Here is a 16,720-nt window from a genome sequence, read left to right as displayed (position 1 = left end):
TTGCCGGATTATATTGAGATAAAGGAGAAGAAGTATGGCAGAAACAGAGATTTTGTTAGAGTCAGGAACCAATGAGATCGAAATAATGGAATTTACCATTTACGGTGAATTATATGGCATTAATGTGGCAAAAGTACGTGAAATCATGATGTCAGATAAAGTGAAGCCCATTCCTCATGCTCACCCTTCTGTGGAGGGAATATTCAAGCCCAGAGATATCCTTCTCACTGTAATTGACCTACCCCATTACCTGACAGGAAGCAAAACGGAGCAGCAGCCGAAAGATTTATTCATTATTACAAACTTTAACAAGCTGCATATTGCTTTCCGTGTTCACAGCGTGGTGGGAATAAGCCGCATTTCATGGAAGGATATACAGAAGCCGGACAATACCATCAGCCGGGGGGAGGAAGGAGTGGCAACAGGCATCGCCCAGTGTGGGAAGGACCTGGTGACAATCCTGGATTTTGAAAAAATCGTAGCGGAAATTGCTCCGGAGACAGGGATCCAGTTGGATGAAATTAACAAGTTTGAAGACAGGGAAAAGAATGGAAGTCCAATCCTGATTGCAGAGGATTCTATTTTGTTGACCAGGATGATAGAAGCTTCACTCAGGAAGGCAGGCTACCATAACCTGACTTTTAAGAATAACGGACGGGAAGCATGGGACTACTTAAATCAGATTCGGAATGATTCGGACTTTGCTAATAAATTAAGCCTGATTATTACGGATATCGAAATGCCGGAAATGGATGGACACCATCTCACAAAGCTGGTTAAGGAAGATGGGGCGTTACAGCACATCCCGATTATTATTTTTTCTTCCATGATCAATCAGGAATTAATGATCAAAGGAAAAAAGCTGGGTGCAGATGAGCAGTTGTCTAAACCGGAAATCGGACATCTGGTAGAAGTGATTGACCATTTGCTTCAAAGGAGGTAAAACAATGGATAGATATGTCACCCGGCAGCCTATTAAGGCACTTAAGGAGGACAGGATCATTGGATACGAGGTGCTGTTTCAAAAAGATTATGACGCCCTCTATAATAGTTCCGATGTAGCGGCAGCAGATACCATTGCAGGTTTTCTTATGCAAAACACGGAAAGGATTTTCCAGGATAAACTTACGTTTGTAACATTTACTCCTTCATTATTATTCCGAAACATGCCGAAAATTTTTGATAAGGACAAATTGATTATCCAAATTGAAGATCATGTAATGATCCATCCCTTATCGCCTGCCATAATCAAAAGATACCGCACGGAAGGCTATATATTTGCCATCAATGACTTCCAGTTTTCTCCCAAGTATTTTACCATGCTGGACTATGTTACCTACATAAAAGTGGATATCAGCAGTAAGCACGAAGGAAGAGAACGGATTTCCTTAAATAATCTTGTCAACACCATGAAAGGCTTTGATAAGAAATGCATCGCAACCGGAGTCAATACCAAGGAGGACTATGAGCTTGCCATGGAAATCGGCGCTGACTATGCGGAAGGCAGCTATGTGGCAGAAGCCATGGCCAGGAAAGTAAAGCGTCTGGAATTTTTGGAAGGAAACTTCTTCCAGCTTGTTGTGGAAGTGTCTAAAGACGAACCGGATATTGAACGGATAGAAGAGGTTATAAGCCATGATGCGGCATTAAGTTACGCTCTTCTTAAAATTGTAAATTCTGCTTATTTTGCCCTGCGCAGAAGGGTATCCTCCATCCGCCAGGCACTGGTGACCATGGGAATCAGTCAGTTAAAGCAGTGGGTATATCTTTTAAGCTTTAACAATGATTTTGGAAGTGATGAGTCCCGTGAGGCCATGATGAAGCTGTCCTTCCTTCGGGCCAATTACGCTATGGTCCTTTCCGACTATATCAAAAACCTGCCCATTATCCGATCAGAGGTTTATATGATGGGAATGTTCTCAACCCTGCAGTACATGATTGATGCACCTTTGACGGAAATACTGGAAGAAGTGCCGGTTGCCCAGGAGATCAAGGATGCACTGCTTAATCAGGAAGGGATATGCGGAGCGCTTTACAAACTCATTCTCAGCTATGAAAATGCGGATTGGAAAGCTGTAAAATCACTGTCCAATGAATTAGGCATTCCTTCTTCTCTGCTGGCGCAAACCTACATGGATTGTGTGGAAACGGTAAATGAGATATGGGAAGGGGTTATTAGCAGCGCAGACCGGGAATCAGAAAATATAATAAAAGAAGCCCACACCTAATGGTGTGGGTTTTCTTTTACCGTAGAACAGGCTTTGGTTAATTCTACAATCACCTGTTGGGAAAAACGGGTGGAATAAAAGTTTAAAAGAGGAGAAGCAGTGGCTTGCTCCGCAACAATATATTTGGGAGGCAGATGGGACAGAGCCAGGGCCTTTACATCGGCGACGCACCGTTCACAGCTGCATACATCGAATTTATCCATGTATTCTGATACCGAATTCTTTATGATGTGTTCCATGACATTCAAATATTGAAATGATGGAATCAATGGTTCCGGGGCCTTAGGTTCTGCGCTCTGGTCAAGGGACGGAGCCTCCAGGTCAGGAGCAACTTCCGTAACTTCCGTATCCTCCATATCTTTCGTATCCTCCATATTTTCCGCCTCTTCTAACTGTTCTCTGATCAATTCTGCCACCGGGTCGGGAGCAGAAGATGACATGTCTATAATGGAAATAGGTGTTGGGGGAGAAGGCGGCTGATTTGAATCCGTAAGCTCCCTGATCTTTTCCGTGGAATCAGAGGTTTGTCTGGCGGCAAGATTTTCCCTGGCAGCCTCTTCTTTTGAGGATTCCGAATCTTCCCCTGCTAACAGATTCATAACATGAGCTGTTTTACTGCTTTTTCTGGCCATAATTGAAACTCCCTTCAAGTAATTAATTTTTACGTTGTTTAATCAATTCCAGAACCTCGGAAATCAATTCCCTGTAGTCCTGGGCCGGATTGGATCTGGGAGCATAATCCAGAAGATTTTCTCCCTGGGCAGGGGCCTCCGCCACGCAGACGCTGGATCGAATATGGGTGTTAAATACCGTGGAGTTGATCTGTAAGGCGATTTTCTGTGCCATTTCCTTTACCTCTTTGGAAAGGAGGGTTCTGGGATTATATTTGTTAAGCAATATTCCAAGGACCACCAAATCCGGATTGACGGAGGAACGGACGGTGCTGATGGTATCTTTAATCTGGGAGACTCCCAAAAGGCTTAGAATTTCCGGAACCATGGGAATGATCAGATAGTCGGCAGCCGCATAAGCATTTACAGTGAGAATATTTAAAGCAGGGGGAGTATCAATAATTATGTAATCGTAATATCCTGCCACAGTAGAGAGAATATTTTTCAAAATACATTCCCGCTGCTTTCCCGTAAACTCCAGCTCAGCTCCGCTTAACAGGATGTTGGAGGCAATTACATCACAGCGCTTTGTAGACTGGATCGCCTCCTGTAAGGAAGCGGTTCCCTTTAAAACTTCGTATATGGTTGCGCCGGATTCGATCTGCAGCCCAAGGCTGAAGCCCAAGTTGCCCTGAGGGTCTAAATCCACTGCCAAAACTCTTTTATGATTCATGGCCAGGCCGCAGGCAAGAGCACAGGAAGTGGTTGTTTTGCCTACGCCGCCTTTTTGATTTGTAATTGCAATGACTGTTGACAACTTCTTTTCCTCCAATCGTAAATTGAAATAAAACTATTATCTTTAGTATACAATATGTCGATAAATAAGTATAGTAAAAACAAGAAAAAACTGTATTTTCGAGAATCAGATGATGTGTGTATTTAGAAAGGAGCTACATTATGGCATCAGTATATAATAGTGTGACAAATAGCAGCTATTCTTCTTCTGTCCGCGGCTTTGGCGGCCTTGCCAGCGGCTTAGACCGGGATAGTCTGATTGAAGGAATGACCGCCGCCACAAGAGCAAAGATTGCGAAGCAGGAAAAGAGCAAACAGACCCTGCTGTGGAAACAGGATACTTACCGCTCCATCAGTACCAAGCTGATTGAGTTTTCAGCAAAATATACTTCTTATACGAACCCTGATACAAATATTTCCAGCGCTGCTTTCTGGGCAAGAAGCAGTGTTACGCCGATAGGAACTAACAGCAAGTATGTCCAGGTATCAGGAAGTCCTTCAAACTCGAGTGCTGCTTCCGTTGTAGGTGTGAAACAGCTGGCCCAGAAGGCCTCTGTGGTTTCCGGCAATTATGTTACCGAAGGAAAGTTAAGTACTGGAGAAATCGATTTAAATGAAATCAAGACAGTCAGCACCCTGGAAGGGGAGAGTTTAAAATTTCAGATTGGAAACAAGACGTTTAATGTTCCGTTAAATAGCGGTACGGATCAGGATGGGAATCCATATGATTTTTCCAATGGAACGCAAACCGTGAAATCCATTACAAAAGCACTGGAAGGGATTTCTATAGGAGGAGGCAAGACTCTTGCCGATATGATTGAGGTAACAGCAGACCCTGCTGGTACAGCAAACGATCCAGCAGGAACCCCATTTAAGCTGGATTTTAAATCCAAGGATACCGCAGAAAATGAGATTTGTCTGGCAGGAGGAAGCCTGGGGGCATTGAAAGCCTTTGGTATTGAGAATGGTGAGGCCCTTGTGGAACTGGGAAAACAGGGCAAGACTGTCATCACTGCAAGCGGAATGGCGGATGAATTAACGACAAATCAGAATCTTTTTAAACCTCTGTCCTTTCAAGAGCAGGTTGATGGCAAAAAGATGTCCTTTACATATAACGGAGTTACAAAATCCATATTGCTTTCGTACAAGGCTGGGGATAGTATGGCTGATCTTGCGAAGGATATTGAGGGAAAACTTGCAAAAGAATTTGGAACAGGAAGAATTGAAGTGAAAGCCACCGATGTGACAGGGGATAAAGGGAAGCTCCAGTTTACTACCCAAAACCCTGATGGGACGAATGACAGATCTTCAGACCTGGCAATCTCCTCTGCCGATTCAGGAGTCATAGGAAAGGGCGGTGCCTTAAATGTGGCAGAAGGGGAATCAAACCGACTGAGGATGAATGCCACCTTTTTGGAATCCGGATTGAATACTGACCCTTCCAAGTCGAAAACGGATCCTTTGAACATTACCATCAATGGTGTGGATATCAAAGGGCTGACTTATGGAAGCAGTATAAGTGAAATTGTCAATAAGATCAATGCTTCTGATGCCGGTGTAACTGTGAGCTATTTAAGAAATGCGGACAGGTTTTCCATTGTATCGAAGGAAGAAGGAGCATCCGGAAAGATTGAGTTTAATGCTAAAACTACAGATGGTCAGAATACGGATAATGTGAAACTGTTTGGATCCTTAGCCGGAACTCAGGATCCTGTTACTGGAGTGGTAACTCCTCCGGCTGCGGTTAAAGGGGAAGATGCCGTTATCTACGTGAAATACGGCGATTCATCAGCTCCGGTCGAATTGACCAGGGGAAGCAATTCCTTTAACCTGGATGGCTTAAATGTTACCGTAAGCGGAACCTTTAATGAGACAGGTGTATACGATAAAGATCAGGAAGTTACCTTTAATGCCAAAACAGATACAGATAAGATTGTAAAAGCTATTTCTGATATGATTAAAGACTATAACGATATCATTAAACAGGTAAATGATCAAGTTTCCACAAGGCCAAACCGCAAATATGAGCCGTTGACGGATCAACAGAAAGAACAGATGAAGGATTCTCAGATTGAGAAATGGGAAGAAGAAGCCAAAAAGGGACTGCTTTTTAATGATCCTGAGCTAAGAAGCCTTTCTGACAGTCTGCGTTTTGTATTATCACCTGGTTCCGAGGATCAAAGGAAGCTGGAGTCTTTTGGAATATCCACAAGCAAAGATTATTCAGAGCAGGGAAGCCTTGTGCTTGACGAGACAAAATTCAGAGCAGCTTTGGAAAATTCTGCGGAAGACCTGAAAAATCTCTTTATTAAGAAAGCGGATAAGACGACAGGAGAAACAGGTGGTTTTATGTCCCGTCTTACTACCATAACCGATAATTATGCCTCTACAAAAGGAGCAGTCAAGGGCAGCCTGATTGAGAAAGCGGGTTCCGCCTATTCTCCCAACAGCATTCTGTCCAATACCATTAAAAAATCCATTGACGGAATAGATAGTATTATTGAGCGCCTTCAGTCCCAGCTTCAGACAGAGACAGACCGGTATGTAAAGCAGTTTACCACTTTGGAGACATTGATTTCCCAGATGAATTCTCAAAGCAGTTGGCTGAGTTCAGTCGGCGGGCAATAAAGGATGGCGGTGCATAATATGAATGCGAATGGTTATCAGAATTACAAAGCCCAGGCGGTAAATACCATGACTCCAGGAGAGATGCTTGGTCTCCTGTATGATGAGTTATTAAAGCGTCTGACTAGAGCGGAACTTGCCCTGGAAAAAAAAGATTATGCGCTTTTTGACCAGTCCATGCAGCGTTCCAATGACATTGTCAATTATTTAAAAAATACCCTGGATCATAAATATGAAATAAGCTCCGAGTTAAAACGGCTGTATAATTTCTTTCTTTATGAATTCAGCCGGATTAGCGCAGGGAGAAATCCAAAAGTAATTGCAGAGGTCAGACCCTTGATTGCAGAATTGAGAGATGCTTTCAAAGAGGCGCAGCGGTTAAGCAGTTAAAAATGGTGCCGGAGGGAAAATTTTCTCTCCGGCTATTTAACATTCAGTTATGGGTATGAGGGAGGATGAACATGGAAGATTCCATGCTGGTTGAAATTCTTAAAGAAATGCAGAAGAAATATATGTTTATTGTTGAAATTGAGCGCATTACCCGGGAGATGGGAGATGCCCTATCCCGCAATGACAGGGAATCAGTTCAAATGTTATTAGGAATGCGACAGGATGAAATGAACAAAGCGGATGTATGTATGAGGAACATAGAATGCCTGGTATCCGCCCTGTCACCGGAAGAAGGCAGTCAGGTAAGAGAGTGGCTAAATGGCAATGGAGGCAGGAATCCTGACAGTCCTATGGCGGAGAGAGTGGCAGAGAAGGGAAAGAGTATTCAGCTCGCTTTAAACCGTACCATTGAAGCGGATCGCTACATAAGCATACGGTTATCAGGAAAGGACTCTTACTATCAATAATTATCAGGGAAGTTCGATTGTTTAACTCGGAGGACCGATCATCCAAAGGGGCCCTCCGTTTGAAGCATGGTAGTTTAATTCTTTCAATATAAGAGAGGGATCCCAGTCTAATTGAGAATTATCGTATAGATTGGCATCGGCAATTTTTACCATTCCTTCTTCCGTAAAGCGGGTAAGTATAATAAAATGACCATTCTGGGTAAAATGGCCCTTTTTCATAAGAGCGACGACCAAATGGCCGGAATTTAATGCATTTGCCAGCCCCTGGACCGTATAATCTTTAACTGGTGCGGCAGTAAGGCCATAAGCCAGGGCACTGTCTATTATCAGGCGGTGATAGGAACCCTGACCGGGTGCCCAGGACTTATTTGCTGCTGCCCACGCAGCCATATCAGGAGGAAGCACCTGATTGCCGGTAAGGCTTGTGACAACCATGGCCATAACCGTGGGACCGCAGCCATAGGTTGAAAGAGGATCCTTTCCACCATATAGAAAGCTGCCCCATCTTGTATCAGACTGGTTGTAGTAGGTAAGAGGGCCGCATACGCTGTCCAGCATGAGGTCATATCTTCCCTCTTGAGGAAAATCGGCTGTTGGCGTTTTAAGGATTTCATTTTCAGAATAATCTGAAATAACTGCCGTTTCATCCGGGATCGCCTGATCAAAGGAAGGGGAGGCCATAAAAGGAATTACAGACAGAAACATGGTTCGGAACAGGATATATTGGATGGTATTCAACACATTCACCTTTTCTATAATAATATTTATTTCTATGTTATTTATCGAACTACTGCCTGATAAAGTTAAGATTGCTGTAAAAAAACCGATATATAGTATATAAGGTGTTATTTTTCAGCGGTAAAAAATAAGCTGACAGCAGGGAAACGTATATTGATTAAAGGTGGAATCGTGAATGAGTAAAGGATACGAAGAACGGTATTTAATGACATTGCTGTCATCAGTGATAAACCAGAAGGAATCACCGGAGCCGCTGAGGTACTTAAATTGGGATAAGATGTTTCGGATTGCTGATTATCATCGTGTGGCTCATGTTGTCTATTACGGGATTATGGGATTAGATGTAGAGATTCCTCAGTCTATCCGTCAGCGTTTTTTTGGCAAATATTTAGAATCCGTCCATCGGGTTGAACGTTTACGTTCAGCAGAAAGGCAGGTACAGACCCTTCTGGAAAGGAACGGGATAAACTGCTTTTTTTTAAATTATTCAGATTTTGTTAAATGCTATCCCATTGAAGAAATGTGCTGCAGGGAATTTATAGAGATCGGCACGGAAAAGAAGTATGCCCAGGTCATCAGAACACTTCTTTGGGACGCGGATTTTGAAGAACGATATACGGAAATTCGAGGGGAACTTTATTATCGGGTTCCAGGTAATAAAGTTTTGTGTTTCAACCAAACCATGTTCTTCAGCAGATCAATGCAGAAATTTTATATCAATCTGGTTCGTTCCCTGCCAAATAAAAAAGGCCAGAACCATATCAAGGAGATGAATGCCAGTGAGACGTATTTATTCCTTATGTGCAGGCTGACGGATTCTTATGCCAGAGGGGATATCAGTCTGAGCCAGATTATGGATTTTTGGGCATTTTATAAAACCCAGGGGGAATTCTTTTTATGGCCTTATATTTACGAACGTTTGAAGGAACTTAAAATAGAGGAATTTGCAGAGCGTCTGGAATATCTTATCCTTCGCTGGTTTGGCACCGGAACGGGAATTGAAAATGTGGAAATATACGATAATATGGAATCTTACATCTTCAGCAAAGGAACGGAAGGGCGCGAAGTCAGTGAGCAGTTCCTGCCCTTGATCAAAACGGTTGCTGATTGTTACTCCAGGGATAGGAAAAAGGAAGAATTGGGAAGGCTGGTAGCGTGGCTGTTTCCGGATCGGGAATACATGGAAACCATATATCCGGCATTAGAGAAAGCCGGCGCACTTCTTCCCGTTTTTTGGCTGATCCGTCTAGAGAGATATTTCAGAAGGATGGTTGGCAGCAGAATGGAAGAAAAGTTCCGGATCTCTAAAAAGACGCTTTTTCGGTTTATGTGGAGAAAGTATCAGGGAGTAAAAACGGAAGAGAAAGTAGAAAAAGAAGAGAAGAAGGAAAGAGAACAAGAAGAGCAAAAGGTACAGAAAGAACAAGAAGAACAAGAAGAACAAAAAACAGCGGAAATACCTAATTAATATCAGGTATCTCCGCTGTTTTTTGATTTGTTCATCAAGTCCTTGATTTTGGAAATAGAGCCTTCGTTTAGATGGGAGGAAGCGGCCTCCTGATTGGCTGAGGCAGCTTCCAATAACTCGGTACGAAGAATTGAAATTTCTTTTGGTGCATCGATGGCTAACTTTACCCAGTCATTTCCAATTTCAAGAATTGTAATATTGATATTGTCACCAATCGTAAGGGACTGGCTATTTTTTCTTTGAAGAATCAGCATACGAATCCCCCTTTTTTATAAAATCCTTAAGCGGGTGACGGAAGCGGTAAAGTGGATTATCCAAAATTATCTGTCTGGCTTCCCGGGTTTCTGTATTTACCGCAATAGGAGCCTTTAAATTTACCGTGCTGTTCTCCATGGGGTCATGGATTACACTGATGACATAATAAGAAACCTTATCTTCGCTGTCCTCAGTTTCTAACAGTTTTTGATCCTCCTGAGATAATTCCGGTTCATACTTCTCATAAAACTGGAATGGATTCATAAGAATAAAAGATACGCTGAAATCATCTACGGATTGCAGGCAGATTAAAGCATCGCTGTTCTCCTGAAAGGCCAGAGGAACATAATTCTTTAAGTCATTAAAACCAAACAGCCCGTCAGAAAAATGTATGAATTCTTTTTCTGAACATGAAATCTTGCCAAAATATTGTGTATTGATTTCCATAAATACCTCCAGAGTATAGGGTTAAGCGAGAATATCTACCGGAGTATGATTGAAGTAGCTGGCCGCGCTGGGCGGAACATAAAGAGGCTTGCCGATATATTCAATATTCACGTCAGGCATTTGAGTGATTGATAGCTCAACATTTCCCGGTATAAACTCAAAGTTTCCATTTGCCACCTTTATGTCAAAGCTTAGTTTATCCATTTGGTATTGCATGGATAAATCCGGATCAGACCATTCGATATCAGGGCCCGTAGTAGGAAGAAACCGTAATCCGAATTCTCCCGTAGGCTGCTGGGCACGCTGGCTGAATATCTGATCAAGGGGATTTGTAATCTTGGGGTCTAACAACATGGCACCTTCCTTTGCATATGTAGCAGTAGCCTCCAGAGCGGCGGACTTACCCTTGGCAGCGGCTTGGCGCACGCTTTCCATTGTAGTAGGGCAGACTGAATTACGTGCATCGTACGTATCCAGATGTAATTTAATGGGGCGATTTTTTATGGTCAGGCCGCCCTTGATTCTGTCGGTTATCAGTTGAGATTTAGAACTGGAATATTCCAGTCTTGCACCATGAACTTTCAGTTCATATTCAATAGGTATGGTAGTAATCTTCAGCAATGGTTCCATTATAACACACCTCCATCAATTTTACTTCATGAAATCAATAAAAGATGGAGATAAGATGCTGGTTCCTACCTTTAGGGCGGCATTGTACGCGTACTGATTCCACATATAATCGGTAATAGCAGCTGCAGGATCCATTCCTTCCACCTTTAACATCTGTTCTTGCAGAGAAATATCGTTATTTTCAAGTCGGTCCTTTGTGGTATTTAAAAATTCTGATTTAACGCCTAGATTCGTAACTTCATTTAGTACGTTGGTTCCTAAGTCTTTAAACTTGTTCATAAGCTTTCCATAAGCCTCTGTATCAAAATCATCTGCCTCCAGGGCATCAGCCAGCTGGCCGGCTAATAAAATGACATTATCACTCAACCCATCCGCATCTTTTCCGAATCCAGTGGCTTTTATGCCGGGAAGAGAAAGGTTAAATGCGCTGGAAGGCACGACACGGTCAACGCCATCGAGAGAAAGGCCCATCCCTAAATCAACATAAAGGTTTTCTTTGGACAATTTAGTAAGATCTTTATAATCTTGACTGCCAGGTGCGGCATCCACATTAATACCCCGGTAAGTAAGGGTTTTTCCATCCTCGGACAGCACAAAGGGTGGATTCTTTCCATCTGCTCCGGCAAATAAAAACGTGTCCTCATAGGTGGAGTTTAGGCTTAAGGCCATGGATTTTTGGAACTGGCGGATGGCAGAGGCAAAAGTCTGCCGGGTTTCCGGCGTCTGCTTGTCACCGCTCATAGCCTGTATGTTATAATCAGAACTAATGATTTTCATCGCATTGGATATCTGCATGAGGGCATCTTCCTGTCCATCCTGTCGGGACTGAACGTCCGATAAGGTGCTTAGATTATCCAGATTCTTGTAATATTTGCGGTGAAGCTGGGATGCGCGGGCTGCAGATGCAGGATCCTCCGAAACTTTGTTAAAGCTTCGCTGAGTCATAACATGGTCTCTGGATTTATTTAAGTTGGCTATGGAAGCTGCAAGATTGCTTTTATAATTCCGTATAATCGCATTAGTTGAAATTCTCATTGGAAACCTCCTATCTTCCTACAATGCCGGTATTGTTTATCAATATATTCAGTGTTTCGTCTAAGGTTGTCATTAGACGGGCAGCAGCTGAAAAGGATCTTTGGTACTGCATCAGGTTGATGCCTTCCTCATCTAAGGAGACACCTGATACGTCATCCTTGCTGTCCGCAGTCTGCTGAAGCACAGAGATGTGGTTATCAAGGATTGCCTGGTTGGCAGAACTGTCTATACCCTGAGTGTTTTCCAGATTAGAGTAGCACTGGGAAAAGTTTCCGGTATAGTGGGTAATATATCCGGCTTGGGCAACCCCGTTGTTGTCCATGTAGGTGTATTCATATTTGAAAACCCGCTCATCGGTCAGGGATTTCAGCATTTTTATAATGTTATCATTGGCAGTGGAACCAGCATCCTCTTGATGGGAAGAGATGATGTGAATGGTGTTGTTCATCCAGTCATCGGATATTTTAATGTTGCTGGCGGTAAAGCGGTTGCTTCCATCGGAGGTTTGGAATAAATCAAAGTTTCTGACATTGACAGGGTTTGCTTTATAGCCAAGGGATATAGCTTTTCCATCGGGGGTCTTGATGCTTTCCACATCCGTTGTTATACCATTGTCACTGCGCCATTCCAGCTTTCCGGAAGCATAGGACCATGTGCCAGCTTCGCTGTTGCCATCTACCAGCATTGATTTAGTAGTTGGGTCGGCATTCAATTTGGTAACCAGGTTGTTTATACTATCCTCAATCGTCGCTCCAATGGGTATTTCGCCTGTACCGTTGCCGAATGTGTATTTCGTACCATTGACTGTAATGGTTTCTCCCCTTAAGAAGTTTCCTGTTGTCTTTGAGAAATCCATGCCGAATACTGCTTCGCCAGTGGCAGAGTCTTTTGATGCTGTGCCCATATCCGGCAGCGAAGTCACGCCTGTATAAGGTTTTGTATTGACATTCAGTTCATTAAAGGTCCTGGCAAAAGTCTGGACAAAAGCTTCAAAAGATTTTTCGTAATATCCGATTCCTCTGTAATCTGTGGCAGGGTTGTCCATTTCTCCGGATTTATTCAATACATCCACAGTCCCTTTTAAAGTTCCTTCTTTCAGATAATTGGTAATATCCGTTTTCAGGGAGCTTACATCCGCGCTGCCAGGGAAATTGCTGGCAGGAATCATTGATATGGAAACTGTGCCGTCAGGCTCCCCGTTTATGCCTTTGTTCCGTTCCATAGAAAGTGAAGCGACATTTTCGCCATGTTCCCCTGCCGTAAGAGGATAGGTCATGCCATCACTGCCACGGAATTTTACAACCGGATACTCAAATTTAGCTCCTGTGGCAACGACCACATCATTGTAAGTAACGGTGATGGGAAGGTAACCGGCAAGCTCATCGAATTTTTCATTTCTCTGATCCAAAAGCTCAAGAGCGGGATTGCCTTGTACCTGGCTCTTCCAGATGGCGTCGTTTAACTCTCCGATGTCGGAAAGAAGACTGTTGATGGCAGGAATATCCGTATTCTCCAGGCCATTAACGGTTTCGTCACGGACACTTTTAAGGTCAGAAGCCTTTTGATGGATGTAATTTACAATGACCTGAGCCCTGGAACGGACAATGCTGTCAAACTCGCTGTTATTTGCATTGGAGGATAACTGGTCTAGGCTGGAACTTAAATCGCTGAGCGCTTTTTTTAATGCATCCTTATCGGTCTCATCAAAAATATCGGCTAATTGATCTAAGGTAGCCTGTCTAGCATCTGCTGTCCCCACCTTGGCAATCTGATTCCGGAACTGAACATCTAAAAATGGATCCCTGATCTGGGAAATGCCGGTAATCTGAACGCCGTAACCTATTTTAGAACCAGGCCCGGTGCTTACGTTATCGCCGCCTCTTGTATTAAAGCTTACCAGATCCACTCTCTGTCTGGTGTAGCCCTTTGTATTAATATTTGCTATATTCTGTCCGGTCACGTCAATGGCGCGCTGGCTGGCAGTCATGGCCAGTTGGGCAATGGTAAATCCGGAGAAAGTTGAGCGTGTCATAATAGTCCCTCCCATTTTGCTTTGTCTGGAGCCATTTCTCTTTGGGAATTCTGAATGGCTTTGTCTATCATGTGAAGATTGATTTCAATCATGGTTCGTGCGCCGTCACTTATTTCCTGAAACAGCCGGACCTGGTAGGTAAGCCTGTCAAACAGTTCTTTCATCCGGTTGCGCACCTCGTCCTCTGGGATTTTCGAAAGAATCTGCTGAAAGGTATCCCCCTTCATTCCAAGCCGTTCCTGGCAATCCTCCCGTTTTTTATCAAGGCCTCTCAGCTTTAATATGGCGGCCTGTTCCTTGTTCATGCAATCTTCTACATAAGTGACCCGGTTCTTCTTAGCGGCCTCCAGTTTTACCTGTTCAACCTGTATCAGATCCTGAAAAAGCTGGATCATATCCTCAATTACTGCGGTAAAATCATTCATTGAAATCTGCTCCTTTGTATAAAAGAATCCTTTCGGCGATCTTGTTTGCATCTACCTGATAGGTTCCGTCCTCAATCTTCTGTCTTAAGCTGTCCAGCTTTTCTTCTGATGCGGTCTGCTTAATTTCTTTCATAAGGGCATTTTTAAGGGTTGAGATGAATTTGGAATCCATTGCTTCCTGGGGAGCAGAACGGATGGTGATTTCATCGTAATTGTTCTTACCGGATTCAGAAAGGCTGATTTCGTTCTGGTCCTGGTTCTGCCGTGTCGTGGAGGAATTATACAGCGTACTGTAATAGTTCGGGGAAATACGCATTTACTTACTCCTTTCTAAGAATGTTATAAGGAAGTTCGATTTGCCTGCTGGTTCATCGAACGGCTGATTTTCTAAATGACCTAAGTACCCTTTGTGGGTATTATGGATAAGATTCAGGCGGCACTCTCGTTTATCGTTATTAAGAAAACCAAACCACGGAAATTTTTTTATTACATCTATAATATCGTCAGTTTTGAGAAAATATTAACTTCGGGAATAGAATTTCTCAATTAAAGTGAACTTAGATGCTTCATCAGGACGCCAGCTATATTTGCGCAGGACACCTGTCTGGTGACAGCTCCTATGTTGTAGGCAACCATTGGCATTCCGTATACAACGCAGCTTTCCGCATCCTGCCCAATGGTAAAAGCCCCCTTTTTTTTCATTTTGAGCAGTCCCTCGGCTCCGTCCCTTCCCATGCCGGTCATGATGATCCCCACGGAGGAGGCCCCGGCCGTGTCAGCTACGGACTGGAACAGAACATCCACGGAAGGACGGTGTCCGCTTACCTTTTCACCGGGATAGCAGTTTACCGTGTAACGGCTTCCCATTTTGACTACCTTCATCTGCAGGTCACCGGGAGCAATCAGAACTTGTCCCCTTTCTATGGTATCCCCGCTTTGGGCTTCTTTTACGTTCATGGTGCAGAGCCGGTTTAAACGGTCTGCATACATTTTGGTGAAGCCCTCCGGCATGTGCTGGGTGACCACAATTCCAGGCGTGTCCGCAGGAAGGTCTTTAAGCACCTGGAGAGTGGCTTCTGTTCCACCTGTAGAAGCGCCTATGGCGATTATGGTATTGCAGGCATTCATGGAGAAGGCCGTTTTTCCCATGACAGGCTTCCCTGGTTCTATGGGGGGAGGGGTAGAAGCCGGGACCTTGATGACAGCACGGGAAGCAATAAAAATTTTGCTGATCAGGGTATTTAAAAATGTGCTGGCAGTATTACTGCTGGACATGTCAGGTTTTCTTACAAAGTCCACAGCGCCTGCAGAAAGGGCTTCAAACACGTTTAAATTAAGAGAAGAGACTAAAATGACTGGAACCGGATGTTTGGGAAGAAGCTTTTTTACAAATTCAATACCATTGACCATGGGCATTTCCACATCAAGTGTCACTACGTCTGGTTTAAGTACAGGAATTTTACGTTCCGCGTCAAATGCATCAACAGCATATCCGATCACTTCTATATTGGGATTTTGAGAGAGATTATCCATTAATACCTTGCGAAACAGCAGGGAATCATCTACTATGAAAACTCGGATTTTATTGGCCATAATTATTCCTCCTGTTATTTCTTTTGCCTGCCCATGCTTTATTGGCAGAGCCACCCCGCTTTATCGGGTGTAAAGAGATACCCGATGGGTATTACTATCCGTGTAATATAAAATCCATTTACTGAAATGGGGAGACAGTAAATAGATTTTATATTACGCAGATCATTCTTTTCGGTAAGTAGCCGGCATTAAGTACCGGTAGGGCGTTTTTTCTTTGTTGATTGTTTCAGAATGCCCGATAAATAAGTATCCGCCTGGGGCAGTTGCATCATAGAATCGCTGAATCAGCCCGTCTTTGGTATTCTGATCAAAATAAATCATGACATTCCTGCAAAATATTATATCGAATTTTAACCGGAACCGAATGGGGTCCATAAGATTAAAGGTCTGGAAAATAACATTTGATTTAATCGCCGGAGCTACGGAATACAATCCCTGCTCCGGGGATTTGACAAAGTATTTGGATCTCCAGCCAGGAGATAAGTTCTTTAAGGAATCCGCATCATACACCGCTTCCTTTGCGGCCCTTAATGCATTTTGGGAAATATCCGTGGCAAGGACCCTGGTGTCCCAGAGGGCGGCCTGGGCCCCCAGGGTATCCTTGATAATCATGGAAATAGTATAAGGTTCTTCGCCGGAAGAACAGCCGGCGCTCCAAATACTTAAAACTTTATTTTTTTTTGTGCTTATTAGATTAGGAAGAACGGTATCCCGAAAAAAATTAAAATGTGCCTCTTCCCGCATAAAATAAGTGTAGTTGGTTGTAAGCTTGTTGAGCATTATTTCCAGATCAGCCTGATTCTTTGACGAAAGAATGTGATCTACATAATCTGTAAAGGAAGTGAAACCCATGGAAATGATGGTGTTTGATAATCTTCCCATAATGAGCTGCATCTTTTTAGATAAGTCGATTCCATAATTTTTTTTCATGAAATCAACCAGCCGTATGAAATCATGCTGCGAAATTGTTAACATAGGGTG

At 43.3% G+C, this 16,720-nt stretch carries 18 protein-coding genes; 6 read left to right on the top strand and 12 right to left on the bottom strand.

Features of this window, described 5'->3' with window-relative positions; translation table 11 throughout:
- The first annotated feature begins 34 nt into the window (after window positions 1-34).
- Window positions 35-943 (top strand): chemotaxis protein, encoded by a 909-nt coding sequence (locus AC27IJ_RS20600; RefSeq protein WP_312447455.1) that lies wholly within the window; start codon window positions 35-37, stop codon window positions 941-943.
- A gap of 4 nt (window positions 944-947) precedes the next feature.
- A complete protein-coding gene (locus AC27IJ_RS20595) occupies window positions 948-2,228 on the top strand; it encodes an EAL and HDOD domain-containing protein (RefSeq protein WP_312447454.1) in 1,281 nt (426 codons plus the stop codon).
- Here AC27IJ_RS20595 and AC27IJ_RS20590 read toward each other — a convergent pair.
- Together AC27IJ_RS20590 and AC27IJ_RS20585 are read right to left on the bottom strand one after the other, a co-directional pair.
- Window positions 2,225-2,860 carry a late competence development ComFB family protein gene (locus AC27IJ_RS20590; RefSeq protein WP_312447452.1) on the bottom strand — a complete coding sequence of 212 codons (636 nt, stop codon included), beginning with the start codon at window positions 2,858-2,860 and terminating at the stop codon, window positions 2,225-2,227. The two genes, AC27IJ_RS20595 and AC27IJ_RS20590, sit on opposite strands and share 4 nt — an antisense overlap.
- Window positions 2,861-2,882: 22 nt before the next feature.
- Window positions 2,883-3,656 (bottom strand): ParA family protein, encoded by a 774-nt coding sequence (locus AC27IJ_RS20585; RefSeq protein WP_312447450.1) that lies wholly within the window; start codon window positions 3,654-3,656, stop codon window positions 2,883-2,885.
- 140 nt (window positions 3,657-3,796) lie between these two features.
- On the opposite strand from AC27IJ_RS20585, the gene fliD reads away from it, so the two are divergent.
- From fliD to AC27IJ_RS20570, 3 genes are all read left to right on the top strand, one after another.
- The gene (gene fliD / locus AC27IJ_RS20580; RefSeq protein WP_312447449.1) at window positions 3,797-6,262 is read left to right on the top strand and encodes a flagellar filament capping protein FliD; all 2,466 of its coding nucleotides are present in this window, start codon (window positions 3,797-3,799) and stop codon (window positions 6,260-6,262) included.
- An 18-nt stretch (window positions 6,263-6,280) separates the two neighbouring features.
- The gene (gene fliS, locus AC27IJ_RS20575; RefSeq protein ID WP_312447448.1) at window positions 6,281-6,649 is read left to right on the top strand and encodes a flagellar export chaperone FliS; all 369 of its coding nucleotides are present in this window, start codon (window positions 6,281-6,283) and stop codon (window positions 6,647-6,649) included.
- 71 nt (window positions 6,650-6,720) lie between these two features.
- Window positions 6,721-7,116 carry a hypothetical protein gene (locus tag AC27IJ_RS20570; protein ID WP_312447446.1) on the top strand — a complete coding sequence of 132 codons (396 nt, stop codon included), beginning with the start codon at window positions 6,721-6,723 and terminating at the stop codon, window positions 7,114-7,116.
- Window positions 7,117-7,137: 21 nt separating this feature from the next.
- On the opposite strand, the gene AC27IJ_RS20565 is transcribed toward AC27IJ_RS20570, so the two are convergent.
- Complete coding sequence (locus tag AC27IJ_RS20565; protein WP_312447445.1) at window positions 7,138-7,854, bottom strand: C39 family peptidase; 717 nt, start codon at window positions 7,852-7,854, stop codon at window positions 7,138-7,140.
- Window positions 7,855-8,029: 175 nt separating this feature from the next.
- Here AC27IJ_RS20565 and AC27IJ_RS20560 point away from each other — a divergent pair, with 175 nt between their 5' ends.
- Window positions 8,030-9,322, top strand: a complete 1,293-nt coding sequence (locus tag AC27IJ_RS20560) for a nucleotidyltransferase domain-containing protein (protein WP_312447444.1) — start codon at window positions 8,030-8,032, stop codon at window positions 9,320-9,322.
- 2 nt (window positions 9,323-9,324) lie between these two features.
- Here the strand turns inward: AC27IJ_RS20560 and AC27IJ_RS20555 are convergent, their stop codons facing one another.
- From AC27IJ_RS20555 to AC27IJ_RS20515, 9 genes are all read right to left on the bottom strand, one after another.
- Complete coding sequence (locus tag AC27IJ_RS20555) at window positions 9,325-9,576, bottom strand: carbon storage regulator (RefSeq protein ID WP_312447442.1); 252 nt, start codon at window positions 9,574-9,576, stop codon at window positions 9,325-9,327.
- Window positions 9,551-10,024: a flagellar assembly protein FliW gene (gene fliW, locus AC27IJ_RS20550; protein WP_312447440.1), complete on the bottom strand. Its 474-nt coding sequence runs from the start codon at window positions 10,022-10,024 to the stop codon at window positions 9,551-9,553. Before fliW ends, AC27IJ_RS20555 begins: the two co-directional genes overlap by 26 nt.
- Before the next feature lie 21 nt (window positions 10,025-10,045).
- The gene (locus AC27IJ_RS20545) at window positions 10,046-10,654 is read right to left on the bottom strand and encodes a DUF6470 family protein (RefSeq protein WP_312447438.1); all 609 of its coding nucleotides are present in this window, start codon (window positions 10,652-10,654) and stop codon (window positions 10,046-10,048) included.
- A gap of 21 nt (window positions 10,655-10,675) precedes the next feature.
- Window positions 10,676-11,689, bottom strand: a complete 1,014-nt coding sequence (locus tag AC27IJ_RS20540) for a flagellin N-terminal helical domain-containing protein (RefSeq protein WP_312447437.1) — start codon at window positions 11,687-11,689, stop codon at window positions 10,676-10,678.
- A gap of 10 nt (window positions 11,690-11,699) precedes the next feature.
- Window positions 11,700-13,721, bottom strand: coding sequence for a flagellar hook-associated protein FlgK (gene flgK, locus AC27IJ_RS20535; protein WP_312447436.1), 2,022 nt, complete (start codon window positions 13,719-13,721; stop codon window positions 11,700-11,702).
- A complete protein-coding gene (flgN, locus tag AC27IJ_RS20530; RefSeq protein WP_312447433.1) occupies window positions 13,718-14,146 on the bottom strand; it encodes a flagellar export chaperone FlgN in 429 nt (142 codons plus the stop codon). The genes flgK and flgN overlap by 4 nt, the downstream gene beginning before the upstream one ends.
- Window positions 14,139-14,462 (bottom strand): flagellar biosynthesis anti-sigma factor FlgM, encoded by a 324-nt coding sequence (locus tag AC27IJ_RS20525; RefSeq protein ID WP_312447431.1) that lies wholly within the window; start codon window positions 14,460-14,462, stop codon window positions 14,139-14,141. The genes flgN and AC27IJ_RS20525 overlap by 8 nt, the downstream gene beginning before the upstream one ends.
- A gap of 230 nt (window positions 14,463-14,692) precedes the next feature.
- The gene (locus AC27IJ_RS20520; RefSeq protein ID WP_312447430.1) at window positions 14,693-15,739 is read right to left on the bottom strand and encodes a protein-glutamate methylesterase/protein-glutamine glutaminase; all 1,047 of its coding nucleotides are present in this window, start codon (window positions 15,737-15,739) and stop codon (window positions 14,693-14,695) included.
- Window positions 15,740-15,901: 162 nt separating this feature from the next.
- Complete coding sequence (locus tag AC27IJ_RS20515) at window positions 15,902-16,714, bottom strand: CheR family methyltransferase (protein ID WP_487150623.1); 813 nt, start codon at window positions 16,712-16,714, stop codon at window positions 15,902-15,904.
- Between the last annotated feature and the right edge of the window lie 6 nt (window positions 16,715-16,720).

The sequence above is a fragment of the Lacrimispora sp. YZC11 genome (genome assembly GCF_057543815.1).
The sequence above is the reverse complement of the archived record's forward strand: the minus strand, read 5'-3'. Positions and strand labels throughout refer to the sequence as shown.